23 protein-coding genes and 2 tRNA genes are annotated in these 22869 nt (G+C 56.0%); 8 read left to right on the forward strand and 17 right to left on the reverse strand.

The annotated features are described in order from the left end of the window. Positions 1 to 11: 11 nt before the first annotated feature. The 4 genes from ABFV38_RS09470 to mdtK all read right to left on the reverse strand — a co-directional run bounded on the left by ABFV38_RS09470 (position 12) and on the right by mdtK (position 3411). Positions 12 to 1607 carry an FAD-NAD(P)-binding protein gene (locus ABFV38_RS09470; RefSeq protein WP_348959235.1) on the reverse strand — a complete coding sequence of 532 codons (1596 nt, stop codon included), beginning with the start codon at positions 1605 to 1607 and terminating at the stop codon, positions 12 to 14. A 119-nt stretch (positions 1608 to 1726) separates the two neighbouring features. Beyond that, positions 1727 to 1803, reverse strand: a tRNA-Val gene (locus tag ABFV38_RS09475). A gap of 4 nt (positions 1804 to 1807) precedes the next feature. After that, positions 1808 to 1884, reverse strand: a tRNA-Val gene (locus ABFV38_RS09480). 153 nt (positions 1885 to 2037) lie between these two features. Then, on the reverse strand, positions 2038 to 3411 hold the full coding sequence (gene mdtK / locus ABFV38_RS09485) for an MdtK family multidrug efflux MATE transporter (RefSeq protein WP_048222752.1): 1374 nt from the start codon (positions 3409 to 3411) through the stop codon (positions 2038 to 2040). A 225-nt stretch (positions 3412 to 3636) separates the two neighbouring features. On the opposite strand from mdtK, the gene ABFV38_RS09490 reads away from it, so the two are divergent. Next, positions 3637 to 4278 carry a riboflavin synthase gene (locus ABFV38_RS09490; protein ID WP_008500602.1) on the forward strand — a complete coding sequence of 214 codons (642 nt, stop codon included), beginning with the start codon at positions 3637 to 3639 and terminating at the stop codon, positions 4276 to 4278. A gap of 32 nt (positions 4279 to 4310) precedes the next feature. Here ABFV38_RS09490 and cfa read toward each other — a convergent pair whose 3' ends face one another. After that, positions 4311 to 5459 carry a cyclopropane fatty acyl phospholipid synthase gene (gene cfa, locus ABFV38_RS09495; protein ID WP_008500601.1) on the reverse strand — a complete coding sequence of 383 codons (1149 nt, stop codon included), beginning with the start codon at positions 5457 to 5459 and terminating at the stop codon, positions 4311 to 4313. Between the two features lie 298 nt (positions 5460 to 5757). Further along, a complete protein-coding gene (gene punC, locus ABFV38_RS09500) occupies positions 5758 to 6957 on the reverse strand; it encodes a purine nucleoside transporter PunC (RefSeq protein ID WP_348959238.1) in 1200 nt (399 codons plus the stop codon). A 114-nt stretch (positions 6958 to 7071) separates the two neighbouring features. On the opposite strand from punC, the gene punR reads away from it, so the two are divergent. After that, entirely contained in the window at positions 7072 to 7983 is a 912-nt protein-coding gene (gene punR, locus ABFV38_RS09505) for a DNA-binding transcriptional activator PunR (RefSeq protein WP_039266192.1), read from the forward strand. A 17-nt stretch (positions 7984 to 8000) separates the two neighbouring features. Here punR and purR read toward each other — a convergent pair whose 3' ends face one another. Then, the gene (gene purR / locus ABFV38_RS09510) at positions 8001 to 9026 is read right to left on the reverse strand and encodes an HTH-type transcriptional repressor PurR (RefSeq protein ID WP_008500597.1); all 1026 of its coding nucleotides are present in this window, start codon (positions 9024 to 9026) and stop codon (positions 8001 to 8003) included. Between the two features lie 297 nt (positions 9027 to 9323). Here purR and ABFV38_RS09515 point away from each other — a divergent pair, with 297 nt between their 5' ends. Beyond that, positions 9324 to 9413 carry a YnhF family membrane protein gene (locus ABFV38_RS09515; RefSeq protein ID WP_008500596.1) on the forward strand — a complete coding sequence of 30 codons (90 nt, stop codon included), beginning with the start codon at positions 9324 to 9326 and terminating at the stop codon, positions 9411 to 9413. A gap of 163 nt (positions 9414 to 9576) precedes the next feature. Next, positions 9577 to 10743: an MFS transporter gene (locus ABFV38_RS09520; protein WP_348959240.1), complete on the forward strand. Its 1167-nt coding sequence runs from the start codon at positions 9577 to 9579 to the stop codon at positions 10741 to 10743. A 38-nt stretch (positions 10744 to 10781) separates the two neighbouring features. Here the strand turns inward: ABFV38_RS09520 and sodB are convergent, their stop codons facing one another. Beyond that, positions 10782 to 11363 (reverse strand): superoxide dismutase [Fe], encoded by a 582-nt coding sequence (gene sodB, locus ABFV38_RS09525; RefSeq protein ID WP_029739795.1) that lies wholly within the window; start codon positions 11361 to 11363, stop codon positions 10782 to 10784. Positions 11364 to 11485: 122 nt separating this feature from the next. Continuing rightward, positions 11486 to 12259, reverse strand: a complete 774-nt coding sequence (locus tag ABFV38_RS09530; RefSeq protein WP_023327204.1) for a C40 family peptidase — start codon at positions 12257 to 12259, stop codon at positions 11486 to 11488. Positions 12260 to 12597: 338 nt separating this feature from the next. Here ABFV38_RS09530 and grxD point away from each other — a divergent pair, with 338 nt between their 5' ends. Then, a complete protein-coding gene (gene grxD / locus ABFV38_RS09535; RefSeq protein WP_003832760.1) occupies positions 12598 to 12945 on the forward strand; it encodes a monothiol glutaredoxin 4 in 348 nt (115 codons plus the stop codon). Between the two features lie 74 nt (positions 12946 to 13019). Here grxD and rnt read toward each other — a convergent pair whose 3' ends face one another. From rnt to eptA, 5 genes are all read right to left on the reverse strand, one after another. After that, positions 13020 to 13679, reverse strand: a complete 660-nt coding sequence (rnt, locus tag ABFV38_RS09540) for a ribonuclease T (RefSeq protein ID WP_023618191.1) — start codon at positions 13677 to 13679, stop codon at positions 13020 to 13022. Positions 13680 to 13774: 95 nt separating this feature from the next. Continuing rightward, the gene (gene gloA, locus ABFV38_RS09545; RefSeq protein WP_008500591.1) at positions 13775 to 14182 is read right to left on the reverse strand and encodes a lactoylglutathione lyase; all 408 of its coding nucleotides are present in this window, start codon (positions 14180 to 14182) and stop codon (positions 13775 to 13777) included. Between the two features lie 100 nt (positions 14183 to 14282). Beyond that, positions 14283 to 15380: an alkene reductase gene (locus tag ABFV38_RS09550; protein WP_039023853.1), complete on the reverse strand. Its 1098-nt coding sequence runs from the start codon at positions 15378 to 15380 to the stop codon at positions 14283 to 14285. Between the two features lie 54 nt (positions 15381 to 15434). Beyond that, a complete protein-coding gene (locus ABFV38_RS09555; RefSeq protein WP_045910326.1) occupies positions 15435 to 16034 on the reverse strand; it encodes a TetR/AcrR family transcriptional regulator in 600 nt (199 codons plus the stop codon). Between the two features lie 41 nt (positions 16035 to 16075). Further along, positions 16076 to 17701: a phosphoethanolamine transferase EptA gene (gene eptA, locus ABFV38_RS09560; RefSeq protein WP_196364695.1), complete on the reverse strand. Its 1626-nt coding sequence runs from the start codon at positions 17699 to 17701 to the stop codon at positions 16076 to 16078. A gap of 149 nt (positions 17702 to 17850) precedes the next feature. Between eptA and ABFV38_RS09565 the strand changes: the two genes are divergently transcribed. From ABFV38_RS09565 to sodC, 3 genes are all read left to right on the forward strand, one after another. Beyond that, the gene (locus ABFV38_RS09565; protein WP_008500587.1) at positions 17851 to 18090 is read left to right on the forward strand and encodes a DUF1289 domain-containing protein; all 240 of its coding nucleotides are present in this window, start codon (positions 17851 to 17853) and stop codon (positions 18088 to 18090) included. Between the two features lie 48 nt (positions 18091 to 18138). Continuing rightward, the gene (locus ABFV38_RS09570) at positions 18139 to 19035 is read left to right on the forward strand and encodes an aldo/keto reductase family oxidoreductase (RefSeq protein WP_021241132.1); all 897 of its coding nucleotides are present in this window, start codon (positions 18139 to 18141) and stop codon (positions 19033 to 19035) included. Positions 19036 to 19115: 80 nt separating this feature from the next. Beyond that, entirely contained in the window at positions 19116 to 19634 is a 519-nt protein-coding gene (sodC, locus tag ABFV38_RS09575) for a superoxide dismutase [Cu-Zn] SodC (protein ID WP_048030739.1), read from the forward strand. Here sodC and ABFV38_RS09580 read toward each other — a convergent pair. From ABFV38_RS09580 to ABFV38_RS09590, 3 genes are read right to left on the reverse strand one after another with little or no spacing between them, the layout of a single operon-like run. Further along, the gene (locus tag ABFV38_RS09580; RefSeq protein ID WP_348959245.1) at positions 19613 to 21646 is read right to left on the reverse strand and encodes an FUSC family protein; all 2034 of its coding nucleotides are present in this window, start codon (positions 21644 to 21646) and stop codon (positions 19613 to 19615) included. The genes sodC and ABFV38_RS09580 overlap by 22 nt on opposite strands. Then, the gene (locus ABFV38_RS09585) at positions 21646 to 22506 is read right to left on the reverse strand and encodes an HlyD family secretion protein (protein WP_045910330.1); all 861 of its coding nucleotides are present in this window, start codon (positions 22504 to 22506) and stop codon (positions 21646 to 21648) included. Before ABFV38_RS09585 ends, ABFV38_RS09580 begins: the two co-directional genes overlap by 1 nt. A gap of 2 nt (positions 22507 to 22508) precedes the next feature. Further along, positions 22509 to 22745 (reverse strand): DUF1656 domain-containing protein, encoded by a 237-nt coding sequence (locus ABFV38_RS09590; protein WP_024909360.1) that lies wholly within the window; start codon positions 22743 to 22745, stop codon positions 22509 to 22511. Positions 22746 to 22869: the final 124 nt, after the last annotated feature.

Genomic DNA, 22869 nt, shown 5'->3' on the forward strand with positions numbered 1-22869 from the left:
CGGATGCCCTGTCAGTTTTCAAAATAGGGTAATCTCCGCCGCACGCGTGACGCGGTTTTTTCCGCCGCTTTCGCCATCGCCTCTGCAATCTCTGCACACTCCACCAGCCCCTGAACGAAGGGACGATCGTGCATCAGCCACGGTATCGCACCGAAGGCGATGCGCCCGCGAACGGTGTCAGGCGCTTTTAAGGTGTAATCCTCGCCGATATCGGGTATCTCATCGCCGGTCGCTTCCAGCTGTTTTCGCAGCGTCGGGAAGGGCAGATCTTTCGTTTTGAGCGGCTTTTGTCCGCGTGCGTCAATAAATACGTCGAAACGATAGACGGTCTCTTTTGTGGTTATCACCGTTCGATCGCTGCCAACGTCGAGCGTGTAGTCGTCATCGAGTGCGGCCACGCTGATGATGCCGGCTTCGCGAAGTGCGAGCAGCCTGCGGATAGACTGCGGAGGAATGGCGGCATAGTTGTCGATAAATACCCGAGCCAGCCCCTGCTTAAAGCGTTTTCTGTCCTGCTCGCTGAGATGGGGAACGATCTCCTGAACGACCTCATGCAGCCGCAGCACGGTATAGCGCCAGGCCACGGTACGGCGTTCCCGTTTGTTGCGTTCAACCTCGTTGAGATTCTCTTCCGCCCAGGTAAAGGGGCCGTGGCGTTGACGATCCTCAAACCAGGCCTCACGAACAGTGTCCGCATTCAGCGTATGCAGAGACATCTTCTCGCACCACGCCGGATCGGCAAGCTGAAGCTCTTTGACCATCAGGGCAAAAATGCGGTCAAGCAGGCCATCCGGTCCTTTGGCGATCTCGCTTTCCACCACGAATTCGGTCAATACCGACAGCGGCTCGTAAGGAATAGGGCAGTAAAAATCGGCTTCCGGCAGAATGCCCGTCCGGGACATCAGCGTAATGTGTAACCCTTCGCTGCCGTTGTCGAGGATGAATTTACCGTCACGAAACGCACCGTGCTGCATCACCACCGCCATAGCCGCGTCCAGGCCGCTCAACGAGGTGCCCATAATGCCCACTCGGCAAGGGGGAATGCGGGCGTCCATCAGACCGGACCACGGGCTTGGGAAGAACGTGCGCGTGGCTTCATCCTCCTCTGGCCAGACGTGGCCGGTGGCAATAACCGTCAGGTCGAATTGATCCGGTAAGGTGCGGTCGTTGACCGAAATCGTCACGCCGGTTGTCGAAGGGATGATGTCGGTGACCTTCGCGGATTCATGGACTTTAACCTCGAACCCCAGCTTTTTCGCCTCTTTTACGATTGAACGAAAGCTGTCGCGAAAGTACTCTCCCAACAGGAGCCTGGGCAGGAACTGTCGGTCATGCAGGCTGGCTTTATCCACCTTAAAGCGTGCCAGATGGGCGTCGCTCTGTTCCTTAAGCCAGTCGAGGTAGGTCATAAAAATGGGCGGGATTTCAATGCTCGCAATGTTCGCCAGCATCAGCCGGGAATTATCGTCGTCGTTATAGGGCATGCCCACGCCGGCTTCATCGGCCTGTTCAAAGACGGAAACGGAGAGCGGCGTGCTGTTTTGAAGCAGGTGATAAAAGGTGTAAATCCCTGTGGGGCCGGAGCCGATAATCGCGATCTTCTTCATCGACACGTTTCCTGTGTTTTTTTCCATAGGAAAAGCGTAGCAGGAGAATAATGATGAAAATAAAGGATTAAGAAAATTCAGGCTATCAGAGGAGAATTTGCACCATTTCAGGACTGAAATGGTGCGTCCGAGTGGACTCGAACCACCGACCCCCACCATGTCAAGGTGGTGCTCTAACCAACTGAGCTACGGACGCAGAATGGTGCGTTCAATTGGACTCGAACCAACGACCCCCACCATGTCAAGGTGGTGCTCTAACCAACTGAGCTATGAACGCAACGTGTTGTCGGTGACAACGGGGACGAATATTAGCGGCACAGCACCGAGGTGGCAAGAGGGAAAATGCAATTTTCTCTCTGATTTCACGCGATTGCTGTATTACCGCGCAAAGTGAAGAGAAAGTAGCCGCCGGGTGGCGGCTACTGCGTATTTAACGTGCAGCGCGTTGCAAAATGATCGTGGATGGCTGGCGCTGCAGGAAGCGCATGCGCATCATCATCATAATCGCCGCCGACGTCAGGCCGATGATAAAGCCCATCCAGAACCCCGCCGGTCCCATGCGGTCCACCACCAGGTCGGTCAGGGCCAGAATATACCCACACGGCAGACCCAGCACCCAGTAGGCGATGAAGGTGATAAAGAAAATGGAGCGCGTGTCTTTATAGCCGCGCAGCACGCCGCTGCCAATCACCTGAATGGAGTCCGAAATCTGGTAAATCGCGGCCAGCAGCATCAGGTGCGATGCCAGCGCGACGACCTCCGGGTTATCGTTATAGAGCAGGGCAATCTGCTCGCGCAGCGCCACGGTAAAAAGCGCCGTGCAAATGGCCATGCAGACGCCGACGCCCAGCCCGGTGCGCGCGGCGGTTTGCGCGTCGAGCGTCGAGCCTTGCCCCAGGCGGAAGCCCACGCGGATCGTCACTGCCGCGGCCAGCGACATCGGCAGGACAAACATCAGGGAGCTGAAGTTCAGCGCAATCTGGTGCCCGGCGACGTCCACAATGCCCAGCGGGGAGACCAGCAGGGCGACCACGGCAAACAGGGTCACCTCAAAGAACAACGCAAGGGCAATCGGCAGCCCTAGCTGCACCAGACGCGTCATGATGCTCCAGTCCGGCGTGCTGAATCTGTTCTCGTTACGAATATCGCGCATGGAGCGGGCGCGCTTCACGAAAGTAAGCATCGAGAAGAACATGACCCAGTAAACGGCTGCCGTTGCCACGCCGCAGCCGACGCCGCCCAGCTCCGGCATCCCGAAATGACCGTAAATAAAGACATAGTTAACCGGGATGTTGACCAGCAGCCCGATAAAACCCATCACCATGCCGGGCTTGGTTTTCGCCAGGCCTTCACACTGGTTACGCGCCACCTGGAAAAAGAGATAGCCCGGCGCGCCCCAGAGCAGCGCGCGCAGATAGCCCACGGCTTTGTCCGCTAGCGCCGGGTCAATATTATGCATAGCGCGAATGATATGGCCCGCGTTCCAGAGCACCACCATGATCAGCACGGAGACAAACCCTGCCAGCCAGAAACCCTGGCGAACCTGATGGGCGATGCGCTCGCGACGGCCCGAGCCATTGAGCTGAGCGATAACAGGCGTGAGCGCGAGCAGCAGACCGTGGCCGAACAGGATGGCCGGAAGCCAGATTGACGTGCCGATAGCCACGGCCGCCATGTCGGTGGCGCTGTAGCCACCTGCCATTACCGTATCCACAAATCCCATTGCGGTCTGGGCCACTTGCGCGACGATCACTGGTATAGCCAGTGCCAATAACTGGCGCGCTTCATTCATGTACTTCTGCACGTGAACACCTTTATTTTGTAGTTATTTGAGAGACTAAAAAAGCCGCCGAAACGGGCAGCAAGAAGAAAATGCAGGGGGGTGCCAGCTATTGTAGCGGGCTTTAGCTATTTATCTAGTGAAAAAATCGCCAGAAAATGCGCTCCGCTGGCAACCTGTTTTTCCAACTGTTATTGTGGAGGGATTAAACGGTGTCATCACCGTTCGGAAAAAACAGGAGTTGTAAGCATGTTTACTGGTATTGTGCAGGGCACTGCCAAAGTGGTGTCCATTGATGAAAAACCTAATTTCCGTACTCATGTTGTTGAGCTGCCGGAATATATGCTTGAGGGTATCGAAACCGGCGCCTCGATTGCCCATAACGGCTGCTGCCTGACCGTGACCGAAATTAACGGCAACCAGATTAGCTTTGATTTAATGAAAGAGACGCTGCGGATCACTAACCTGGGCGAGCTGGTGGTAGGCGATACCGTCAACGTTGAGCGCGCGGCGAAGTTCAGCGATGAGATTGGCGGCCATTTGATGTCGGGGCACATCATGACCACTGCCGAAGTGGCGAAAATCGTGACCTCGGAAAATAACCGTCAAATCTGGTTTAAAATGCAGGATCCGTCATTAATGAAATACATCCTCTATAAAGGATTTATTGGCATTGACGGGATTAGCCTGACCGTGGGAGAAGTGACGCCAACGCGTTTTTGCGTGCATTTAATTCCTGAAACGCTGCAGCGCACCACGCTGGGCGCCAAAAAACTGGGGCATCGCGTGAATATCGAAATCGATCCGCAAACCCAGGCGGTGGTGGATACGGTTGAACGCGTGCTGGCAGCTAAAGAAGCCGCAATAATAAAGACCGCAGAAGAAGAATAAAAAAATAACCCCGGATAGCCGGGGTTATTTTTTTAGCGTGCGACACGCAGTCCGTGTTCAATCCCCCGGCTGAATACCACCTGCCAGAGCTGAATATCCCGTGCGCGAAACGCCCCCGCGCAGGCATTCAGATAATAGCTAAACATCCGTTTGAATCGTTCTGAATAGTTGTCCGCAATCTCGGGCCAGGCTTTCTGGAAACGTTCATGCCACGCCATTAAGGTGGTGTCGTAGTCCGCGCCAAAGTTATGCCAGTCTTCCATCACGAAATGGGATTCACTGGCGTTGGCGATCTGGCGAACGGATGGTAAACAGCCATTCGGAAAGATGTATTTATTGATCCACGGGTCAACGTTATTGTCGGTCCGTTTAGAGCCGATGGTGTGCAGCAGGAAGAGCCCGTCCGGTTTCAGATTACGATCCACCACCTCAAAGTAGGTATCGTAGTTTTTTGGCCCCACGTGCTCGAACATGCCGACGGAAACGATCCGGTCGAACTGCTCGTTCAGGTCACGGTAGTCCTGCAGCCGGATATCCACATCGAGACCCTGGCAACGCTCCCGCGCCATTTTTTGCTGTTCCGCTGAGATCGTCACGCCGACCACGCTGACGCCATAGTGCTTCGCCATAAAATACGCCAGCCCGCCCCAGCCGCAGCCGATATCCAGCACGCGCATGCCGGGCTGTAGCTGCAGCTTTTCACTGATCAGACGCAGCTTGGCCTGCTGTGCTTCCTCAAGCGTCGACGCGTCTTTCCAGTAGGCGCAGGAGTATTGCATGAAAGGGTCCAGCATGCGGCTGAACAGGTCATTGCCGAGATCGTAATGCTCTTTGCCGACGATCCATGCGCGTTTTTTACTTTGCAAGTTAAACAGTCGGGCAGAGGCGACACGCAGGGTGTCTTTCAGATTGCGGGGGAGTTGATTTTCCAGACCGGCACGCAACACGCTGGCAAAAAAGATATCCAGCCGTTCACATTCCCACCAGCCATCCATATAACTTTCTCCCAGGCCTAGCGACCCTTCCCGCAACACGCGTTTAAAAAAGTCGGGATGTTTAACCTGGGGATCGGATGGCGAAGATCCGTTGATAGTGATGCCTGCTCGACCTAACAGTTCACTGACGATCCGGGACCAGTTGTCGTCCGGAACGCTGACTTCTTCTATACACGATGAACTCATAGCTTCTCCATCACCCTGATGTGATCAGAACCTTCAAACAGCGTAGACGCTTTTTTTGGTTTGTGAGAAATCTCACGGTAAATACCGCGAGGCTAGTATCCGACGTAGAACAGAGGAAGGGAGATAACCCTTGCCGAAATGCCTTCCATGGTAAAACGGGAGCACTCCGGCTCCCGTTAACACTTAATATTTATCGTATTTAATCGAACCAAATTTAGTATAGGCCTCAAAATTTGGTGATTCAATAGAAAATTGTTAGCAACCTAATCACTGAAATGTAACATGATTTCTGGCGCAATCAGGCATGCGAGGTTTCCACCTGCGCACCGCTATCCTGCTCACGCTGCGCGGAAGCCTGCATGCGGTAACCCAATACCGCCAGCGCAACGGTGACCAGCATCACGCTGGTGGTGGTTAACAGCGGCGTCGCAATCAGCGCCGAGACCACCAGGCTTGCCAGGAAGCACAGACCCAGCTGCAGTGTATTTTGCAGCGCGGCGGCGCGGCCTGTCGCCTGCGGGAACGGACGTAACGCCTGTGCCACCACGATCGGGTAAATCGCCCCGTTCGCCACGGCCATCACGCAGAAGGGAATCAAAATTTCAGCCAGGCCCGCGCCCGGAATAAACCCGACGGCCCAGGTACCGATGACGCTCAGCGCATAGAGCACCAGCAGCCATGGCAGCATCTGCTGACCTTCCCATTTTTGCAGCGCCGCGCGGCAGCCGTACCCGCCCACCAGGAACGCGATGGTCTGCGGAACATAGCTCAGACCGATGGCCGCCGGGCTGTAGCCCATATCGTGCAGAATAAACGGCGAGCCGGTGAGCCACGCGAAGAAGCTGGCCGAACAGGCGGCATAAATCAGGACATTCCCGCGATACGCTTTGGCGCTCAGCAGGGAGGTGAAGGTAATCGGCTTCGCGTCGGCATGCGCCTCTTTTTTATGCGCGGGCTCAAGGGCAAACGCCGGCAGCATCAGCACCAGCGTGATGGCAAACAGCGTGGCAAAAATGGCCTGCCAGTCAAAGTGCGCGAGGATCCAGCTGCCCAGCAGCGGAGCCAGGGCAGGGGAAAGACCCACCAGCGGCATAATAGTGGCGAAAATACGGTTTGTGCGGTTAGCCGGATAGTAGTCGGTCACCAGCGCCTGCCAGGTCACCGCCGCAGCACAGACGCCCACGGCCTGAATAAAGCGCAGCACCAGTAGCCAGGTAGCATCGCGCACCCACAGCATCCCCAGACAGCCCACGGCAAAAATGGCCAGACCCAGCAGCAGTACCGGTTTACGGCCAAAGCGATCCGAGAGCGGTCCCCACAGGAGCTGCGCGAAAGCAAAACCGGCAAGGAACAGGCTCAGGCTGGCGCTGATGGCCGCCGCAGGGGTTTGCAGGTCTTCCTGCATCGCAGCAAACGCGGGCAGGTACATGTCGGTGGCCAAAAAGCCCAGCACGCTTAAGCCGCTGAGCCAGACTAAAAATCCTTTCCTGGGTTGCATTCTCTTATTCTCCTGAGGAGGCAGGTGTACGTTGGCGCAGAGTGTAGGGAGTGCAAAGCGGCTTGTGAAACGCTAATATTTGGCGGGTGCATTCAAATTTTTTGCAGGCAGAAAATGTGGTCAGATTATTCTCTTGAAGTGGTCGATGCTGTTGCGCGTAACGGCAGCTTTAGCGGTGCAGCGCAGGAGTTGCACCGCGTCCCTTCGGCCATCAGCTACACGGTGCGTCAGCTTGAGGAGTGGCTGGCGGTTCCGCTGTTTGAGCGGCGGCATCGCGACGTGGAATTAACGCCGGCAGGCGCGTGGTTTTTGAAGGAAGGGCGTTCTGTTATCAAAAAAATGCAGATCACCCGCGAACAGTGTCAGCAGATCGCCAACGGCTGGCGGGGACATCTCGCCATCGCGGTGGATAACATCGTGAAGCCGGAACGCACCCGGCAGATGATCGTGGATTTCTATCGTCATTTCTCTGACGTTGAGCTGCGGGTCTCGCAGGAGGTGTTCAACGGGGTGTGGGATGCGCTGGCGGACGGCAGGGCGGAGATGGCGATTGGCGCGACGCAGGCGATCCCGGTTGGGGGACGTTACGCCTTTCGCGACATGGGGATGCTGAGCTGGAAATGCGTGGTGGCACGCGATCATCCCCTGGCGGCAATGGACGGGCCGCTGAGCGACGATACGCTGCGTAACTGGCCCTCGCTGGTGCTGGAGGATACGTCCCGTTCACTGCCCAAGCGTATCACCTGGCTTCTGGACAACCAGCGGCGGGTGGTGGCCCCTGACTGGGAATCGTCGGCGACGTGCCTCAGCGCCGGGCTGTGCGTCGCGATGGTGCCCGTTCATTTTGCGCGTCCGCGCATCGATACCGGAGAATGGGTTGAACTGACGCTGGAGAATCCGTTCCCGGACGCGGCCTGCTGCCTGACCTGGCAACAAAATGATGTCTCGCCCGCCATGGCCTGGCTGCTGGATTATCTGGGAGACAGCGAAACGCTAAACCGGGAATGGTTACGGGAGCCAGCGTAGCTGGCCCCGTCAAGGGATTAACGACGGTAGTCGCGGAACGGACCATCCGCAACGGAACGGCGTTCAATCAGACGCGGGTGAACTTCAATGGACTGCGACTCTTCGCGTTTGTTGACGATTCTGTCCAACAGCATATTGAAGGCCGTTTCGCCCAGCGAATCTTTTGGCTGGTGAATGGTTGTCAGCGCCGGGGTGAAGAAGCGCGCGTTACGCACGTTGTCATACCCGATCACGGAAATATCCTGCGGTACGCGCAGACCCAGCTCATCGGCGGCGCAGAGCGCACCCATGGCCATGATGTCACCCCCGCAGAAAACGGCGGTCGGGCGGTGCGGCTGGGAAACGATCTGCTGCATTGCGCGGTAGCCTGATTCCGGCTCAAAGTCGCCCTGCACGATCCAGTTTTCCGGCACGGTGATCAGCGCTTCTTCCATCGCTTTCATAAAACCGGCCAGACGGCCCGCGCCGGTGTTACGCTCCAGCGGACCCGGGATCACGCCAATCTCGCGGTGACCGCGTTCGATCAGGTAACGACCCGCCATGTAACCGCCTTCAAAGGCGTTGTCGATAACGGAGTCGGTGAAGTCCGCGCGCGCTTCACCCCAGTCCATGACCACCATGGGGATATGGCGATACTCTTCGAGCATCGACAGCACGGATTCCGGGTACTCGGAACACATCACCAGCAGGCCATCCACGCGCTTCTGCGCCATCATCGACAGGTAGGCACGCTGTTTTTCTATGCTGTTCCATGCGTTGCCCAGAATCAGGGTATAGCCTTTCTGGAAGCAGTTCTTCTCTACCGCTTCAATGATCTCGGCAAAATAGGCCGCTTCACTGCTGGTGGCCAGCAATCCAATGGATTTGGTGTGATTAACCTTGAGGCTGCGCGCAACCGCACTTGGCGAATAGTGCAGCTCTTTGATCGCTGCCCAGACGGCGTTGCGCGTCTCTTCCGCCACGAAGCGGGTTTTGTTAATTACATGTGATACGGTTGTAGTGGAAACGTTTGCGCGTTTTGCTACGTCTTTAATTGTTGCCATTAAATGTCACTCCAGACCATATCCTAAACTCCTGAAAAACTTGAAGGTAAACGTTTGCCTTCTCTCACCCTTATCACGCAATCTTGAATTGCGGCACGCCGGGAAAACGACACGGGACGTCAGGAGGGGGTCAATGGCCGGTACGCTAATAAATTTAGCGTGGAATTTTGTCCTATCTTGATGAAAAGGGGAAGAGGTAAAGTGTTTATCAGCCTAAATCCAGGAAGATTTTTGACGTAAATTATGCAAAAATGAGCAGGCTCACTTTTCGTGGGGGGATTAAAAGGAGAAAAATTGATGAGTTCCGATCTGAAGTTTTCGCTGTTCACCACCGTTGTTGTGCTGGCTCTGATTGTCGCGGCGGGTCTGACGGCCGCGCTGCACTGATTTACGCGGAGGGAGAGCCTTCTCCCTCCCGCTCACCCCGATTGTTACTCCTAAGGCAAAAATCTTTTGCCATTTTGTTAACTTCTCATTTTTTGTGATTGATGTCATGCTTTCCGCTTCTTTGTTCTGTGTCACCACATGACACGGCATCCGGAGTTGACGCATGAAAATCAATTTTCCCCTGCTGGCCCTGGCGATTGGCGCTTTTGGGATTGGCACCACTGAATTCTCCCCGATGGGGTTACTGCCCGTCATCGCCCGCGGCGTGGACGTCTCGATCCCTGCGGCAGGCATGTTAATCAGCGCCTACGCTATCGGCGTGATGGTGGGGGCGCCGCTGATGACGCTTCTCCTTTCGCACCGCGCGCGCCGCAATGCGCTCATTTTCCTGATGGCGATTTTCACCCTCGGTAACGTGCTTTCGGCCATTTCGCCGGACTACACCACGCTGATGCTGTCGCGTATTCTGACCAGCCTCAACCACGGCGCGTTCTTTGGGCTGGGGTCGGTTGTGGCGGCAAGTGTGGTGCCAAAACATAAGCAGGCCAGCGCCGTGGCCACCATGTTTATGGGCCTGACCATTGCTAACATCGGCGGCGTTCCTGCGGCAACCTGGCTGGGCGAGGTCATTGGCTGGAGGATGTCCTTCCTGGCGACGGCCGGACTGGGCGTAGTCGCGATGGTGGCGTTGTTCTTCTCCCTGCCAAAAGGCAGCGCGGGTGAACGCCCTGACGTACGCAGAGAGCTGTCGGTGCTGGTGCGCCCGCAGGTGCTCTCTGCGCTGCTGACCACCGTGCTGGGGGCAGGGGCGATGTTTACCCTCTACACCTATATTTCACCAGTGCTGCATGACATCACCCACGCAACGCCTCTCTTTGTGACCGCGATGCTGGTGCTGATTGGCGTGGGCTTCTCGATTGGCAACTATCTCGGCGGGAAATTTGCCGACCGTTCGGTGAGCGGAACGCTGAAGGGGTTCTTAACATTGCTGATTGTTATCATGATCGCCATTCCGTGGCTGGCGCGTAACGAGTTTGGCGCCGCGGTGGCAATGGTCGTCTGGGGGGCTGCAACGTTCGCTGTGGTGCCACCGCTGCAGATGCGCGTGATGCGCGTCGCGCATGAAGCGCCGGGCCTCTCATCCTCGGTCAATATTGGTGCCTTTAACCTGGGCAATGCGCTCGGTGCGGCGGCCGGTGGGGCCGTGATTTCTGGTGGGCTGGGGTACAGTTTTGTGCCGGTGATGGGGGCGATTATTGCCGCGCTCGGCCTGCTGCTGGTGATGATATCGGGTCGTAAACAGCCAGAAGCAGCCTGCGCTGCGGAATAAACCAAAAACGCAGAAGGGCGAACCCTTCTGCGTGTCTCTTACGCGGCGAAGTTCTTCGCCACAAAGTCCCAGTTAACCAGTGCCCAGAAGTGCTCCAGGTAGTTAGGGCGCGCGTTACGGTAATCGATGTAGTAAGCGTGTTCCCATACGTCCACGGTCATCAGCGGCTTCGCGCTGGTGGTCAGCGGGGTGCCCGCGTTAGAGGTGGACACGATAGCCAGTTTGCCATCCGCCTCTTTGACCAGCCACGTCCAGCCTGAACCGAAGTTCTTGATGGCGGCATCGGTGAACTTCGCTTTGAAATCCGCGAAGCTGCCAAAGGCGGCGTTGATGGCGGTAGCCAGTTCACCGACAGGTTCGCCACCGGCGTTTGGCGCCAGGCAGTGCCAGTAGAAGGTGTGGTTCCACACCTGAGCGGCGTTGTTGAATACGCCACCCTCAGAACTGCGCACGATCTCTTCCAGCGTTTTGCCTTCAAAATCGGTGCCCTTGATCAGGTTGTTCAGGTTGGTGACGTACGTCTGGTGATGCTTGCCGTAGTGATATTCCAGGGTTTCCGCAGAAATGTGCGGGGCCAGGGCGTCTTTTGCATACGGTAGTGCAGGTAATTCGAACGACATTGCTTCTCTCCTTATTGTATTTTGTGTTGTCAATAACCACACAGACAACAAGGACAGGATAGCAAATTGAAAGGGTATGCAAAAGAGGAACTTACCCTGCCACGGGGGTGGCAGGGCAGGGGTTAGCGAATGGTTTTCGGCGTCATCACGCGGCGTGCGCCAACGTAATGGCGTACCCAGTAGTCTTCACTGAGAGAGGTGATCTGAATATCCTGGCCGCTACGCGGTGACTGGATGAATTTTCCGTTGCCGACATAGACGCCAACGTGGTCAGCTGTCCCGCGGCCCTGCGTGCGGAAGAAGACCAGATCGCCGTTCTCCAGCTCTCCACGGTTGACCGGGGACGCGTCGCGCAGGTGGTACATTTCGTTGGCAGTGCGCGGAATGCGGAACTTGACCAGATCTTTATAGGCGTAATAGACGAGGCCGCTGCAGTCAAAACCGGTACGCGGTGAAGTCCCGCCCCAGTGATAAGGTTTGCCAATCTGCCCCATCAGCTTGTTCATTGCGGTTTTTTGCGCTTTCTGGACGCGCACTTTATGCACTTCCGCTATTTTGGTGACCTTGGTGCATTTCGCCTTATGGCCTTTACGCGCGATGCATTTTTCAGTCACGAGGTTAGCGGCGGTTTGCGAAGCTTTACTTTTGGCGGTGTGGGCAGTGCGGGAAGAAGTGGTTTTCGTCTTGCTGGAAGCGGTTTTTTTAGTCTGTGTGTTTGTCTTTTTCTTGTCGTTCTTAGCGGTGGTTTTTTTCTTACGTTCTGTGGCTTTCACCAGATGGTTTTTTTGTACAGCAGAATGCCGCGCCTGCTGAGAGGCGTTTGCCACTGGCGTGAAGGTGAGTGAAGTAAACAGTAAAGCACAGAGCGTGATCGAGATTTTATTTATCCGCGCCACTGGGCAGTCCCCTGATAAATGCAGGTCATCAATAATACCCGCGTGTGATTTACAAAGCCCGTCGATTCTAATCCATAAAAAGCCAGAAAGTTAATACCATTTTTCAATCTCTAATCCTGTTTCGTTAGCAAGTGCAAAAAAATTCATCGTTCTGTCGTACATTTGCCCATTCCCTAAGCAAAACCCTGGCCGCCGCAGGGGTAAACACCATTTGCAATGCAACTTTTCGTGACTCGGCGTAAAATGTCTATACGTGACAAAAATGTTATTTTCCGATGCCAGTCTGAACCGCTACAATGTCAGACGAATGCCGTAACAGAAGTTAAAGGAAGCAAGACATGAGCACCACTATTGAAAAAATCCAGCGCCAGATCGCTGAAAACCCGATTCTGCTGTATATGAAAGGTTCTCCAAAGCTGCCAAGCTGCGGCTTCTCCGCGCAAGCGGTTCAGGCGCTGTCTGCCTGTGGTGAGCGTTTTGCTTACGTTGATATCCTGCAGAACCCGGACATCCGCGCTGAGCTGCCGAAGTACGCGAACTGGCCGACGTTCCCACAGCTGTGGGTAGACGGTGAACTGGTTGGCGGTTGCGATATTCTGATTGAAATGTATCAGCGCGGTGAACTGCAGCAGCTGATCAAAGAAACCGCGGCGAAGTACAAAACGGAAGAGCCGGACGCAGAGTAATTTTCTGCGGAAATAAAAAAGCGACCTGCTATGTGGTCGCTTTTTTTTGTCGGATGGCGCTGCGCTTACCCGACCTACGATTGGCGCTCGGCCTCATCGCCCATCGGCAGCGGCCAGCCGCCCAGACGCTTCCAGCGGTTGACGATCTCACAGAACAGCTCTGCGGTACGCTCCGTGTCATACAACGCGGAGTGCGCCTGCGTGCCGTCGAACGGAATGCCAGCTGTAATACAGGCCTTTGATAACACCGTTTGTCCCAGCGCCAGGCCGCTCAGCGCGGCGGTGTCGAAGGTGACAAAAGGGTGGAAGGGGTTGCGTTTGAGCGACGCGCGCTCCGCGGCAGCCATGGTAAAGCTGTGATCGAAGGTGGCGTTATGGGCCACCATAATGGCGCGGCTGCAGTTGCTCTCTTTCATGCCTTTACGCACCATTTTAAAAATGGCGTGCAGCGCGTCATATTCACTGACGGCACCGCGCAGCGGGTTATGCGGATCGATACCGTTAAACGCCAGCGCTTCCGGCTGTAAGTTTGCCCCTTCGAAAGGTTCAACGTGGAAATGCAGCGTGGTGTCCGGTGTAAGCCAGCCCTGTTCATCCATCTTCAGCGTGATGGCGGCAATTTCAAGCAGCGCATCGGTTTTAGCGTTAAATCCGGCTGTTTCTACATCAATGACAACGGGATAAAAACCACGAAAACGGTCGCACAGACCGCTAAATTGAGCGTTATCGGACATCAGGGTCTCTTACATGGGGAAAAAGCAGAGCGCATTATGGCAAATTTTGCGGGGTGATGCAGTAAAACTACGGGCGCACGTTGCGCCCTGAGGGATCAGTTGCCCAGACCGCGACCGGCGTCTTTGGCTTCAATCAGCTCGATTTTGTAACCGTCCGGATCTTCCACAAACGCAATCACGGTGGTGCCGCCTTTTACCGGGCCCGCTTCGCGCGTGACGTTACCGCCATTTTTGCGAATGCGTTCGCACGCGTCGGCCGCGTTATCCACTTCCAGCGCGATATGGCCGTAGGCTGTGCCCAGCTCATAGCTGTCAACACCCCAGTTGTAGGTCAGCTCGATCACCGCTTCATCCGTTTCCGGGCCGTAACCCACGAACGCCAGCGAGTATTTGTATTCCGGGTTTTCGCTGGTGCGCAGCAGCTTCATGCCCAGGACGTTAGTGTAGAAATCGATAGAACGTTGCAGGTCGCCAACGCGCAGCATGGTGTGAAGTAGGCGCATAATTTCCTCATTAACCAATGGAATAAAAAAGCTTTTTGATCAGAAACGATGTTTTAGTATAGCGGCGAAGTGTCGCCGCTATCAATGAACAATGGCGAGATTACAGTGAAGGGTAGTCGGTGTAGCCTTCCGCGCCGCCGCCGTAGAAGCTTTCCGGACGCTGCGGGTTGAGCGCCGCTTTTTTCTGCAGGCGAGCAACCAGATCCGGGTTGGCGATGTAGTCGCGGCCAAACGCGACGGCATCGATCAGCCCTTTATTAATCAGATCTTCGGCTTTCTCAGGCGTATAGGCACCTGCACCGATGATCACCCCGTGGAAGCGCTCGCGCACTTTCTGGCGGAAGGCTTCAGTGTAAGGCTTACCGCCAGCCCAGTCAGGCTCGGACATGTGCAGATAAGCGATGCCACGTTTAGCCAGTTCTTCGATCAGGTACAGAGCATCCGCTTCCTCGTTCGGGCCGTTGTCGACGTTCTGGAAAGACCCGATTGGGGAGACGCGGATCCCGATACGGTCCGGGCTCCACTCCTTGCATACCGCATCCACCACTTCCAGCACCAGACGGGCGCGGTTTTCGACGCTGCCGCCGTACTGGTCGGTGCGATGGTTAGACGACGGTGACAGGAACTGGTGCAGCAGATAGCCATGCGCGGAGTGCAGCTCAATCAGGTCAAAACCGGCTTCACGGGCGTTGGCCACGGCCTGACGGAAATCGTTAACAATCCCCGGAATTTCGTCCAGCTCCAGCGCGCGAGGCATAGAGGTATCCACGCGGATCGCGTTGCCGTTTTCATCGCGCAGGGAAGTACGGGTATTGGCGCTCAGGGCCGACGCAGAGACCGGTGCCTGACCGCCAGGCTGGATGCTGCTGTGTGAGATACGACCGGTATGCCACAACTGGACCGCAATACGACCCTCTTCAGCGTGAACGCCTGCGGTGATTTTCTGCCATGCCGCGATCTGTTCCGGGCTGTGAAGGCCCGGCGCACCGGCGTAACCCTTCGCCTGCGCAGATATCTGCGTGGCTTCGGTGATAATCAGGCCAGAGCTTGCGCGTTGACGATAGTATTCGCCCATCAGCGGGGTTGGGATGTCACCCGGCTCAATGCTGCGCAGACGGGTCAGCGGAGCCATGAACACGCGGTTTGGCGCCGTGACGGCACCCACTTTCAATGGGGTAAACAGTTTTTCAGCTGACATAAAGACTCCTGAGTAGACCAGTCGACTAGTAATAAGGTAAATAAAAAGCGCCCGTTATACGCCAGGCGCAGTAATGCTGTTTTTCACATGTGCCAGCGCGCTTTCCAGCGGCACGGCACTGCGTGAAATTTTTGCCTGCAGGTTGGCCCCTAACCACAGGGAGTAGAGCACCTGAGACTGCATTAAGGGATCGCCAGAAAAGGCCAGCGTTTTTTCGTCGCGGCCTTTTTCCAGCGCCTGGGCCAGCAGGGCGATCACGCCGCGGGCACCCTTATCCATCGCCGAGCGCATATCTTCGGAAAGATCGCACACCTCGGCAGACAGCTTGACCGTCAGGCATCCGCTGATAATGCCCTGCTGACAGAACTGGTTCAGCGTTTCCTGATAGTAGTTCAGAACACGATCCCGATAGTTTCCTTCACCCGACGCAAAGTGGGTGGCCAGACGCTGGTGGTATCCCGCGTAATGACGCTCCAGCATTGCCACGCCAAAGGCCTCTTTGGACCGGAAGTAGTGATAAAACGACCCCTTCGGTACCTCAGCGGTTTTTAATAACTCGCTCAACCCCATACCGGTAAACCCGCGATGCATGCAAAGACGCTCGCCGGTTGCCAGTAGATGTTCGCGGGTATCGTGTTCAGTATTTCTGCTCATGGCCGCACTCTAATAGACCGTTCGGTCTAATGCAAGCGAGTTTAATGGCGACATGCGTTCAGAATATCCAGCTGCTGTTGATAAACCGTTGATTTCACGTCCATCATACCCAATACGGTTGAGAATAAATTGTCCTGGGAGACCGCATTTTTTGCTGCATGGTCGCGTAAACACTGTTCATTGATGCCAAAGTTTTTCGCGTAGTCCGGTGACAGCCAGAACATAAACGGAATGTGCGTTTGCTGCTCCGGCGCCAGCATGTACGGCGTCCCGTGCAGATAAATGCCGCTTTCACCCAGTGACTCACCGTGATCCGAGAGATAAATCAGCGCGGTATTCATGCTTGCCTGGCGTGCTTTCAGGGCATCAATGGTTTTGCTGACCATGCTGTCGGTATACAGGATGGTGTTGTCATAGGTATTCATCAGCGCCTGATGATCGCAATCCTGAATTTCATTGGTGTCGCAGGTTGGGGTGAATTTCCGGAAAGTGTCCGGGTAACGGCGATAGTACGCCGGACCGTGGCTGCCCATCAGGTGGATAACCAGCACCGTGTCCTGCTTCAGACCATCCAGCACGTTGTCCAGACGGTAGAAATTCACATCATCAATACAGGATTTGTCTTTGCAGAACTGATCCAGATTCCACTGCGTCATATCGGTATGCGGCACGCGATCGCAGGCGCCTTTACAGCCGCCGTCGTTGTCGCGCCAGAGCAGGTTGATCCCCGCATGCTTCAGCACATCGAGCAGACCTTCCTGATGGTGCGCCAGGTCGGCATCGTATTTGCTACGCGTCATGCCCGAGAACATGCACGGAACGGAAACGGCGGTTTCAGTGCCGCATGAGGAGGCCTGCGGGAAGTTAATCACATCCTGTTTTTTCAGCTCCGGGTTCGTTTCACGATCGTAACCATTCAGGGAGTAGTTCGCCGCGCGAGAGGCTTCCCCAACGACCAGTACCAGAACGGTTTTCTTTTGTTGACCTGAAATCAACGGTCCTTTATGGGCATCTTCGCCAATCCGTACCAGCGTTTGATCGCCGGCAAACCAGCGCATTTTGCTGTACTTCACCACGGCGCTGACATAGTTGGCCGGGGTCACCATTTTGACGATGCTTTTGTTGTTGCGAAACAGCGAGGCGTAATCTTTATAAAACACGGCGGCAATCAGGATAATCACCAGCAGGGCGCCAAGCATCGCGGCAACGCGCGTCAGCAGGGCATACCACCATTTCCCGGTATGAATGCGGGTCAGCGCCAGCACCACGGAAGGCACGAGGCCAGCAATAACAATCCACAGAATCATCTGCGGCGTCACCAGGGCTGTCGCTTCCTGAGAGTTAGTTTCGAACACGTTCACAATCATGTTCTGATCGATCACCGCGCCGTAGGTGTACATAAAGTAGGTTGCCGCGGCGCATCCGATCGTCAATACAACCAGCAGCGGCTTGCGGATATAGGGGATATTCAGCAGGCTAAACACAATCACCCAGCCGCAAAACAGCACCAGCGGTACGGACGCGGCAAAGAGGATGTCGTGCAGGTGCGCAGGGGCAATAATGGCCCAGCTGCGCTGGATAAACAGCCCGTTGATTAGCGTAAAGAAGAGTGCACAGCCCAGAGTAAATTTAATGTCGTTACATTGTAACTTTTTGATTAACCACATCGATCGGTAAACCTGTCATTGTCATGATGGGCCGAGTATAAAGTGGGAAGATTAGTGAAACCTTAATGCCACAAATCTGTGGTATAGGCCTTGCACGTGGCGCGTTTAGCGTCTTCACTGTAGGTGAGAGTGGTTATCCGGAGGTGAGTGTGGCAGAGCAGCTGGAGTTTTTCCCCATCCAGAGCCCGTGCCGGGGGATTTGTCAGGTGGATGAACGCGGATATTGCCGCGGGTGCATGCGTACCCGCGACGAGCGTTTCAACTGGCAAAACTTTAGCGACACGCAAAAGCAGGAGGTGCTACGCCTCTGCCGACAGCGTCTTCTGCGCAAAATACGCGCAAACAAAGCCGGTGAGACCGAAGAACCCCAGCAACCTTCACTTTTTTAACACGGTAATTGCGTATACTCATGACATCACGTCCTTGAGGAAAATGTTATGGTTCAGCGAATTACCCTTGCCCCCCAGGGGCCAGAATTCTCCCGTTTTGTGATGGGCTACTGGCGCCTGATGGACTGGAATATGTCCCCGCTCCAGCTGGCGAGCTTTATTGAAGAGCATATCGATCTGGGCGTTACCACGGTCGACCATGCGGACATTTACGGTGGCTATCAGTGTGAAGCCGCATTCGGCGAGGCGCTTAAGCTGGTTCCGGCACTCCGCGACCGCATGGAGATCGTCACGAAGTGCGGGATTGCCACCACGGCAAAACCGGAACACGCCCTTGGGCATTACATCACCGACAGCGCGCATATCATCAAGAGCGCTGAGCAGTCGCTGGTCAATCTGGCGACCGACCGTATCGACCTGCTGTTAATCCACCGTCCGGATCCGCTCATGGATGCCGATGAGGTGGCAGAAGCCTTCCTGAACCTGCATCAGAGCGGCAAAGTGCGTCACTTTGGCGTTTCCAACTTTACCCCGGCGCAGTTTGCACTGCTTCAGTCTCGTCTGCCGTTTACCCTGGCCACCAACCAGGTGGAGATCTCCCCGGTACACCAGCCGCTGCTGCTGGACGGTACCCTCGACCAGCTGCAACAGCTGCGTATTCGCCCGATGGCCTGGTCGTGCCTGGGAGGCGGACGCCTGTTTAATGATGATGAATTCCAGCCGCTGCGCAACGAACTGGACACTATCGCCCGCGAGCTGAACGCGGAGAGCATCGAACAGGTGGTTTACGCCTGGATCCTGCGTCTGCCGTCAAAACCGCTGCCCATTATTGGTTCCGGCAAAATAGAACGCGTGCGTTCTGCACTGGCCGCTGAAGAGCTGCAGATGACCCGCCAGCAGTGGTTCCGCATCCGCAAAGCCGCGCTGGGTTACGACGTGCCATAAACCGCCAGAAGGTGACTTTCCGGTGAAATCTTTGCCCCTGGTATACACTTAAGGGGCAAAAAATAACCAGCGGAGGTCATATGAAGCGTTTTGCTCTGGCAATGGTCGCGCTGGTTGTTTGCGCAGGGGCGCAGGCAGCCAGCGACGAAGTGGAAATGAATCTCGTCACCTCTCAGGGTGTGGGTCAGTCCATCGGTACGGTGAAAATCACGGAAACCGACAAAGGGCTGGAGTTCGCTCCCAACCTCAAAGCACTCCCTCCCGGTGAGCATGGTTTTCATGTTCACGCCAAAGGCAGCTGTCAGCCCGCATTAAAAGAGGGTAAAGCGTCAGCGGCGGAAGCGGCAGGGGGGCACCTGGATCCCCAGCATACTGGCAAGCATGAGGGCCCGGATGGCATGGGACACCTGGGCGATCTGCCCGTGCTGGTGGTCAATAACGACGGTAAAGCCACCGATCCCGTTGTCGCGCCGCGTCTGAAAAAGCTGGATGAGGTAAAAGGTAAAGCGCTAATGATTCATGTCGGCGGCGACAATATGTCCGATCAGCCTAAACCGCTTGGCGGCGGCGGGGCGCGTTATGCCTGCGGCGTGATCTGATCCCCAATGGTACCCGGCGGTGGTGCTTGCTCCAGCTGCGACAGCGAGCAGTGCAGCCGCCAGATTATCGAGGCCAAATCACGGGCGGCGGGGAGATGATGTCGTGCAAGCGTATCGCAGATCCGCTGCAGTTCATTCAGCGTGGTTGCCAGCGGTCGCTGCTGGACACCGCGTTCGCTCATCACATCGCGCAGCAGAGAGATGCATACATCGCGAACCTGCGACAGCGGGTCGGAACGTGTTTCCCACCCGCGAAGCTGCCAGACCACGTGTGAACAGTTCAACAGCACCACGCCCCAGCGCAGCAGCCAGCGCCGGGAGAGCGCGTCCTGGCTGTTGTTGAGCTGGCTCACGTGATGATAAACCAGCGATTCATACTCGTTTTCACGAAGATACGGTTTACGGCTGAGCTGGTCCACAAACCCCCGGCGTAACTCCCGGATATGCCTGCGGCTTTTGCGGGCATCGGAGCCGGGGCGCAACACCGCGAAAGCCAGCCACGCCAGCCCCACGCCAAGGATTTTCGCCAGGTTGTCATTAAGAAAATCGGCGTAATCATAAACCGGCGGATTGGTCACGGAGATAAACGAGCCCATAAAGACAATCAGCTGCCCCCAGAGGCCCGCCTGTTTTGGCATTTGCAGCTTGAGTAGCTGCATGGTGGTCAACAGCGGAAACAGAAACAGCAGGAACTGCCACAGATCGCTTATCTGCACCATCAGGCCAAACTTCACCACAAAACTGAACAACGACAGCAGCACCAGAGTGCGTAGCAGGAGCGTCAGCGAGTTGAACGGCGAGGCCGCGACGGAGTAAAGCACGCAGCTGATGGCAGCAAGCGTCAGGGCCGCCGTACCGGACTCCCACTGCGTGGTGATGCTCCACGCCCCCACCAGCATCAGCGCGCAGAAGGTGCGAAAACCGCTCCACAGCGCTTCCAGGTAATCGGTATGGCGGGCGAGAGCCGGGCTCCCGGGCACGTTGAACTCCGTGACCGGCGTGGCATTCTCAACCGCGTTAATCCAGCGGCTGCTGCGCAGGTAGAGTCGGCAAAAGTAATTCAGACGCTGCCAGAAGGCGCGATGGCGATAGTCGTACTCATCAACCGGGGCGAGCGGGGCGATGATCTTCGCAACGGTGTAGATGTCCGCATCCGGGCGCGCGAGAGCCGCGAGCAGTGTTTCGATGACGGCACGGGTGTTTTCCGGCGGTGTCGGCCAGTTGAGCAGCATTCTGCGCAGGCTGGAGATGGCGCTGGTCATACGCAGTTGCTGGTGCAGTAAATAATTTAGCAGGGTGTTCTGACGACGAAAGCGGTAGTGGCTCCAGAACGCCTGAATACGCAACAGATTCATCGTCAGGATCTGTCCGATCACCTTTTCATGCGCGAGGCGGATCTCATCGCTGGTATCCGGTTGCCACAGCAGGCTCGCGTGCTCAAGCAGCCGGGTGTGCATGGTCTTGAGGGCGGTGATAAGCGCGGTGCCGTCGGAGGTGCTGGGGAGGATCATCATCATGAAGCCGCCGCTGAGGATCCCGACAATGACTTCACAGACGCGCGCCTGCGCAATATCCCACAGCTCGGTGGTGTCGAGCACGTTGACGACCGGGAAGGAGATAATGGCGGCGGTGTAGCCCGCCAGCTGGAAAGCGTAGGCGACGTTATTGGTAAAATGGGCGCAGGCCCAGGTACAGCACCCCAGCCACGCCGCCATGCTCAGCAGGAACATCCACGGATCGTTCAGCGTATGGCCGGCAATAATTAACGCCGCCGTGGCCCCCAGCAGGCTGCCGGCGATGCGCCCAAGGCTCTTACTGATCACCCCGCCGACCGTAGGAAAACTCACCACCGCGGCAGACGTCATCGCCCAGTAGGGTTCATCCAGGTTCAGGTAATAGGCGACGGTCAGCGCCAGACACATGGCAATGCCGTTACGCAGCGCGTAGCGCCACTGAGGGCGCGTCGCTTTGATCCACGGCGTGTTTTGCCAGGAGAGTGCCGGCAGCTTCATTACCGGTTTCCGATGGAGACAGTACAGGTGGTGCCGGAGACCAGCGTGATGTCCTGCGGTAAATGGTCAAACTCCACGCGAACGGGCACGCGCTGAGCGAGACGCACCCAGGGCACGTTCGGCTTGATGTCCGGCACCAGGCCGGAATCCGTTTCGACGCTTTGATCGTAAATGGCGCGGCCAATGCTGGATACGTGACCCTGTAACTTCTGCGAGCCACTGTAAAGCGTAATGGCGGCGGGCGATCCCTCGCGAATATGGCGAAGCTTGGTCTCTTCAAAATAGCCCACCACGTAGAAGGAGTGGCTGTCGACGAGGGCAAAAACGGGTTGGCCCGTGGTGGCATAATTCCCCACGCGAGCGGAAAGGTTGGTTACCCACCCGTCAACCGGCGCGGTAATCACCGTTTGGGTCAGCTCCCACTGGGCCTGCTTCAGCGTGGCTTCGGCCACGTTGACGCTCGCCTGCATGGCCTTCACGTTGATGTTGGCGGTGTCTAAATCTTCCGCTGAGATGTAATTTTGCGATAAATGCCGGCGGCGGTTGGCCTCGTTATTCGCTTTCGCTAAGTCTGACTGGGCTTTTGCCAGCTGCGCCTCGGCGTTCAGAATCGCGATGTGGTACGGGGTATCGTCGATCCGGAAGAGTACCTCACCCTTTTTGACGTACTGGTTATCTTTAACGAGCAGCGTCGTGATGCTTCCCGACACCTGAGGGGTGATGCTGACCTGTTCAGCGCGAATTTTGCCGTCACGGGTCCAGGGGGACTGCATATAAAAATTCCACATCCACCAGCCTGCAACCAGCGCGAGGGCAAGAACAAAGAGGGTGGAAAAGTACTTCAGCGTTTTCAGAGGCATAGTCACCACACCATCAAGACAGCAAGGCCCAGACATACGGAGAGGGCAAACAGGGAAAGATCCATCAGCATGGGATGCCAGATTTCGCCGGAGTACATCCAGTCGCGAAGCAGACGATGCGCGATGAGCCAGAGAATAAAGCCCACCAGCACGGCCTTAAACAGGGGAGGAAAGTAGACTGACGCACCGAAGATCAGATCCTGAAGGGGTAACCCCTCTGAGCGATGAAAAAACGTCACGGGCAGAAATCCTTTGCAGTGAACAGAATGCCGCGTTGGCTTGTCTTAGTATGATGAAGCATCACAATTCAGTGTAAGTCATACTTTTAAGTTCGATGAATGCAGTATTGCATTTGTTTTGGCA

Source organism: Enterobacter cloacae complex sp. Mu1197, from assembly GCF_040059225.1.
In the GTDB taxonomy this organism is placed as follows: domain Bacteria; phylum Pseudomonadota; class Gammaproteobacteria; order Enterobacterales; family Enterobacteriaceae; genus Enterobacter; species Enterobacter quasiroggenkampii.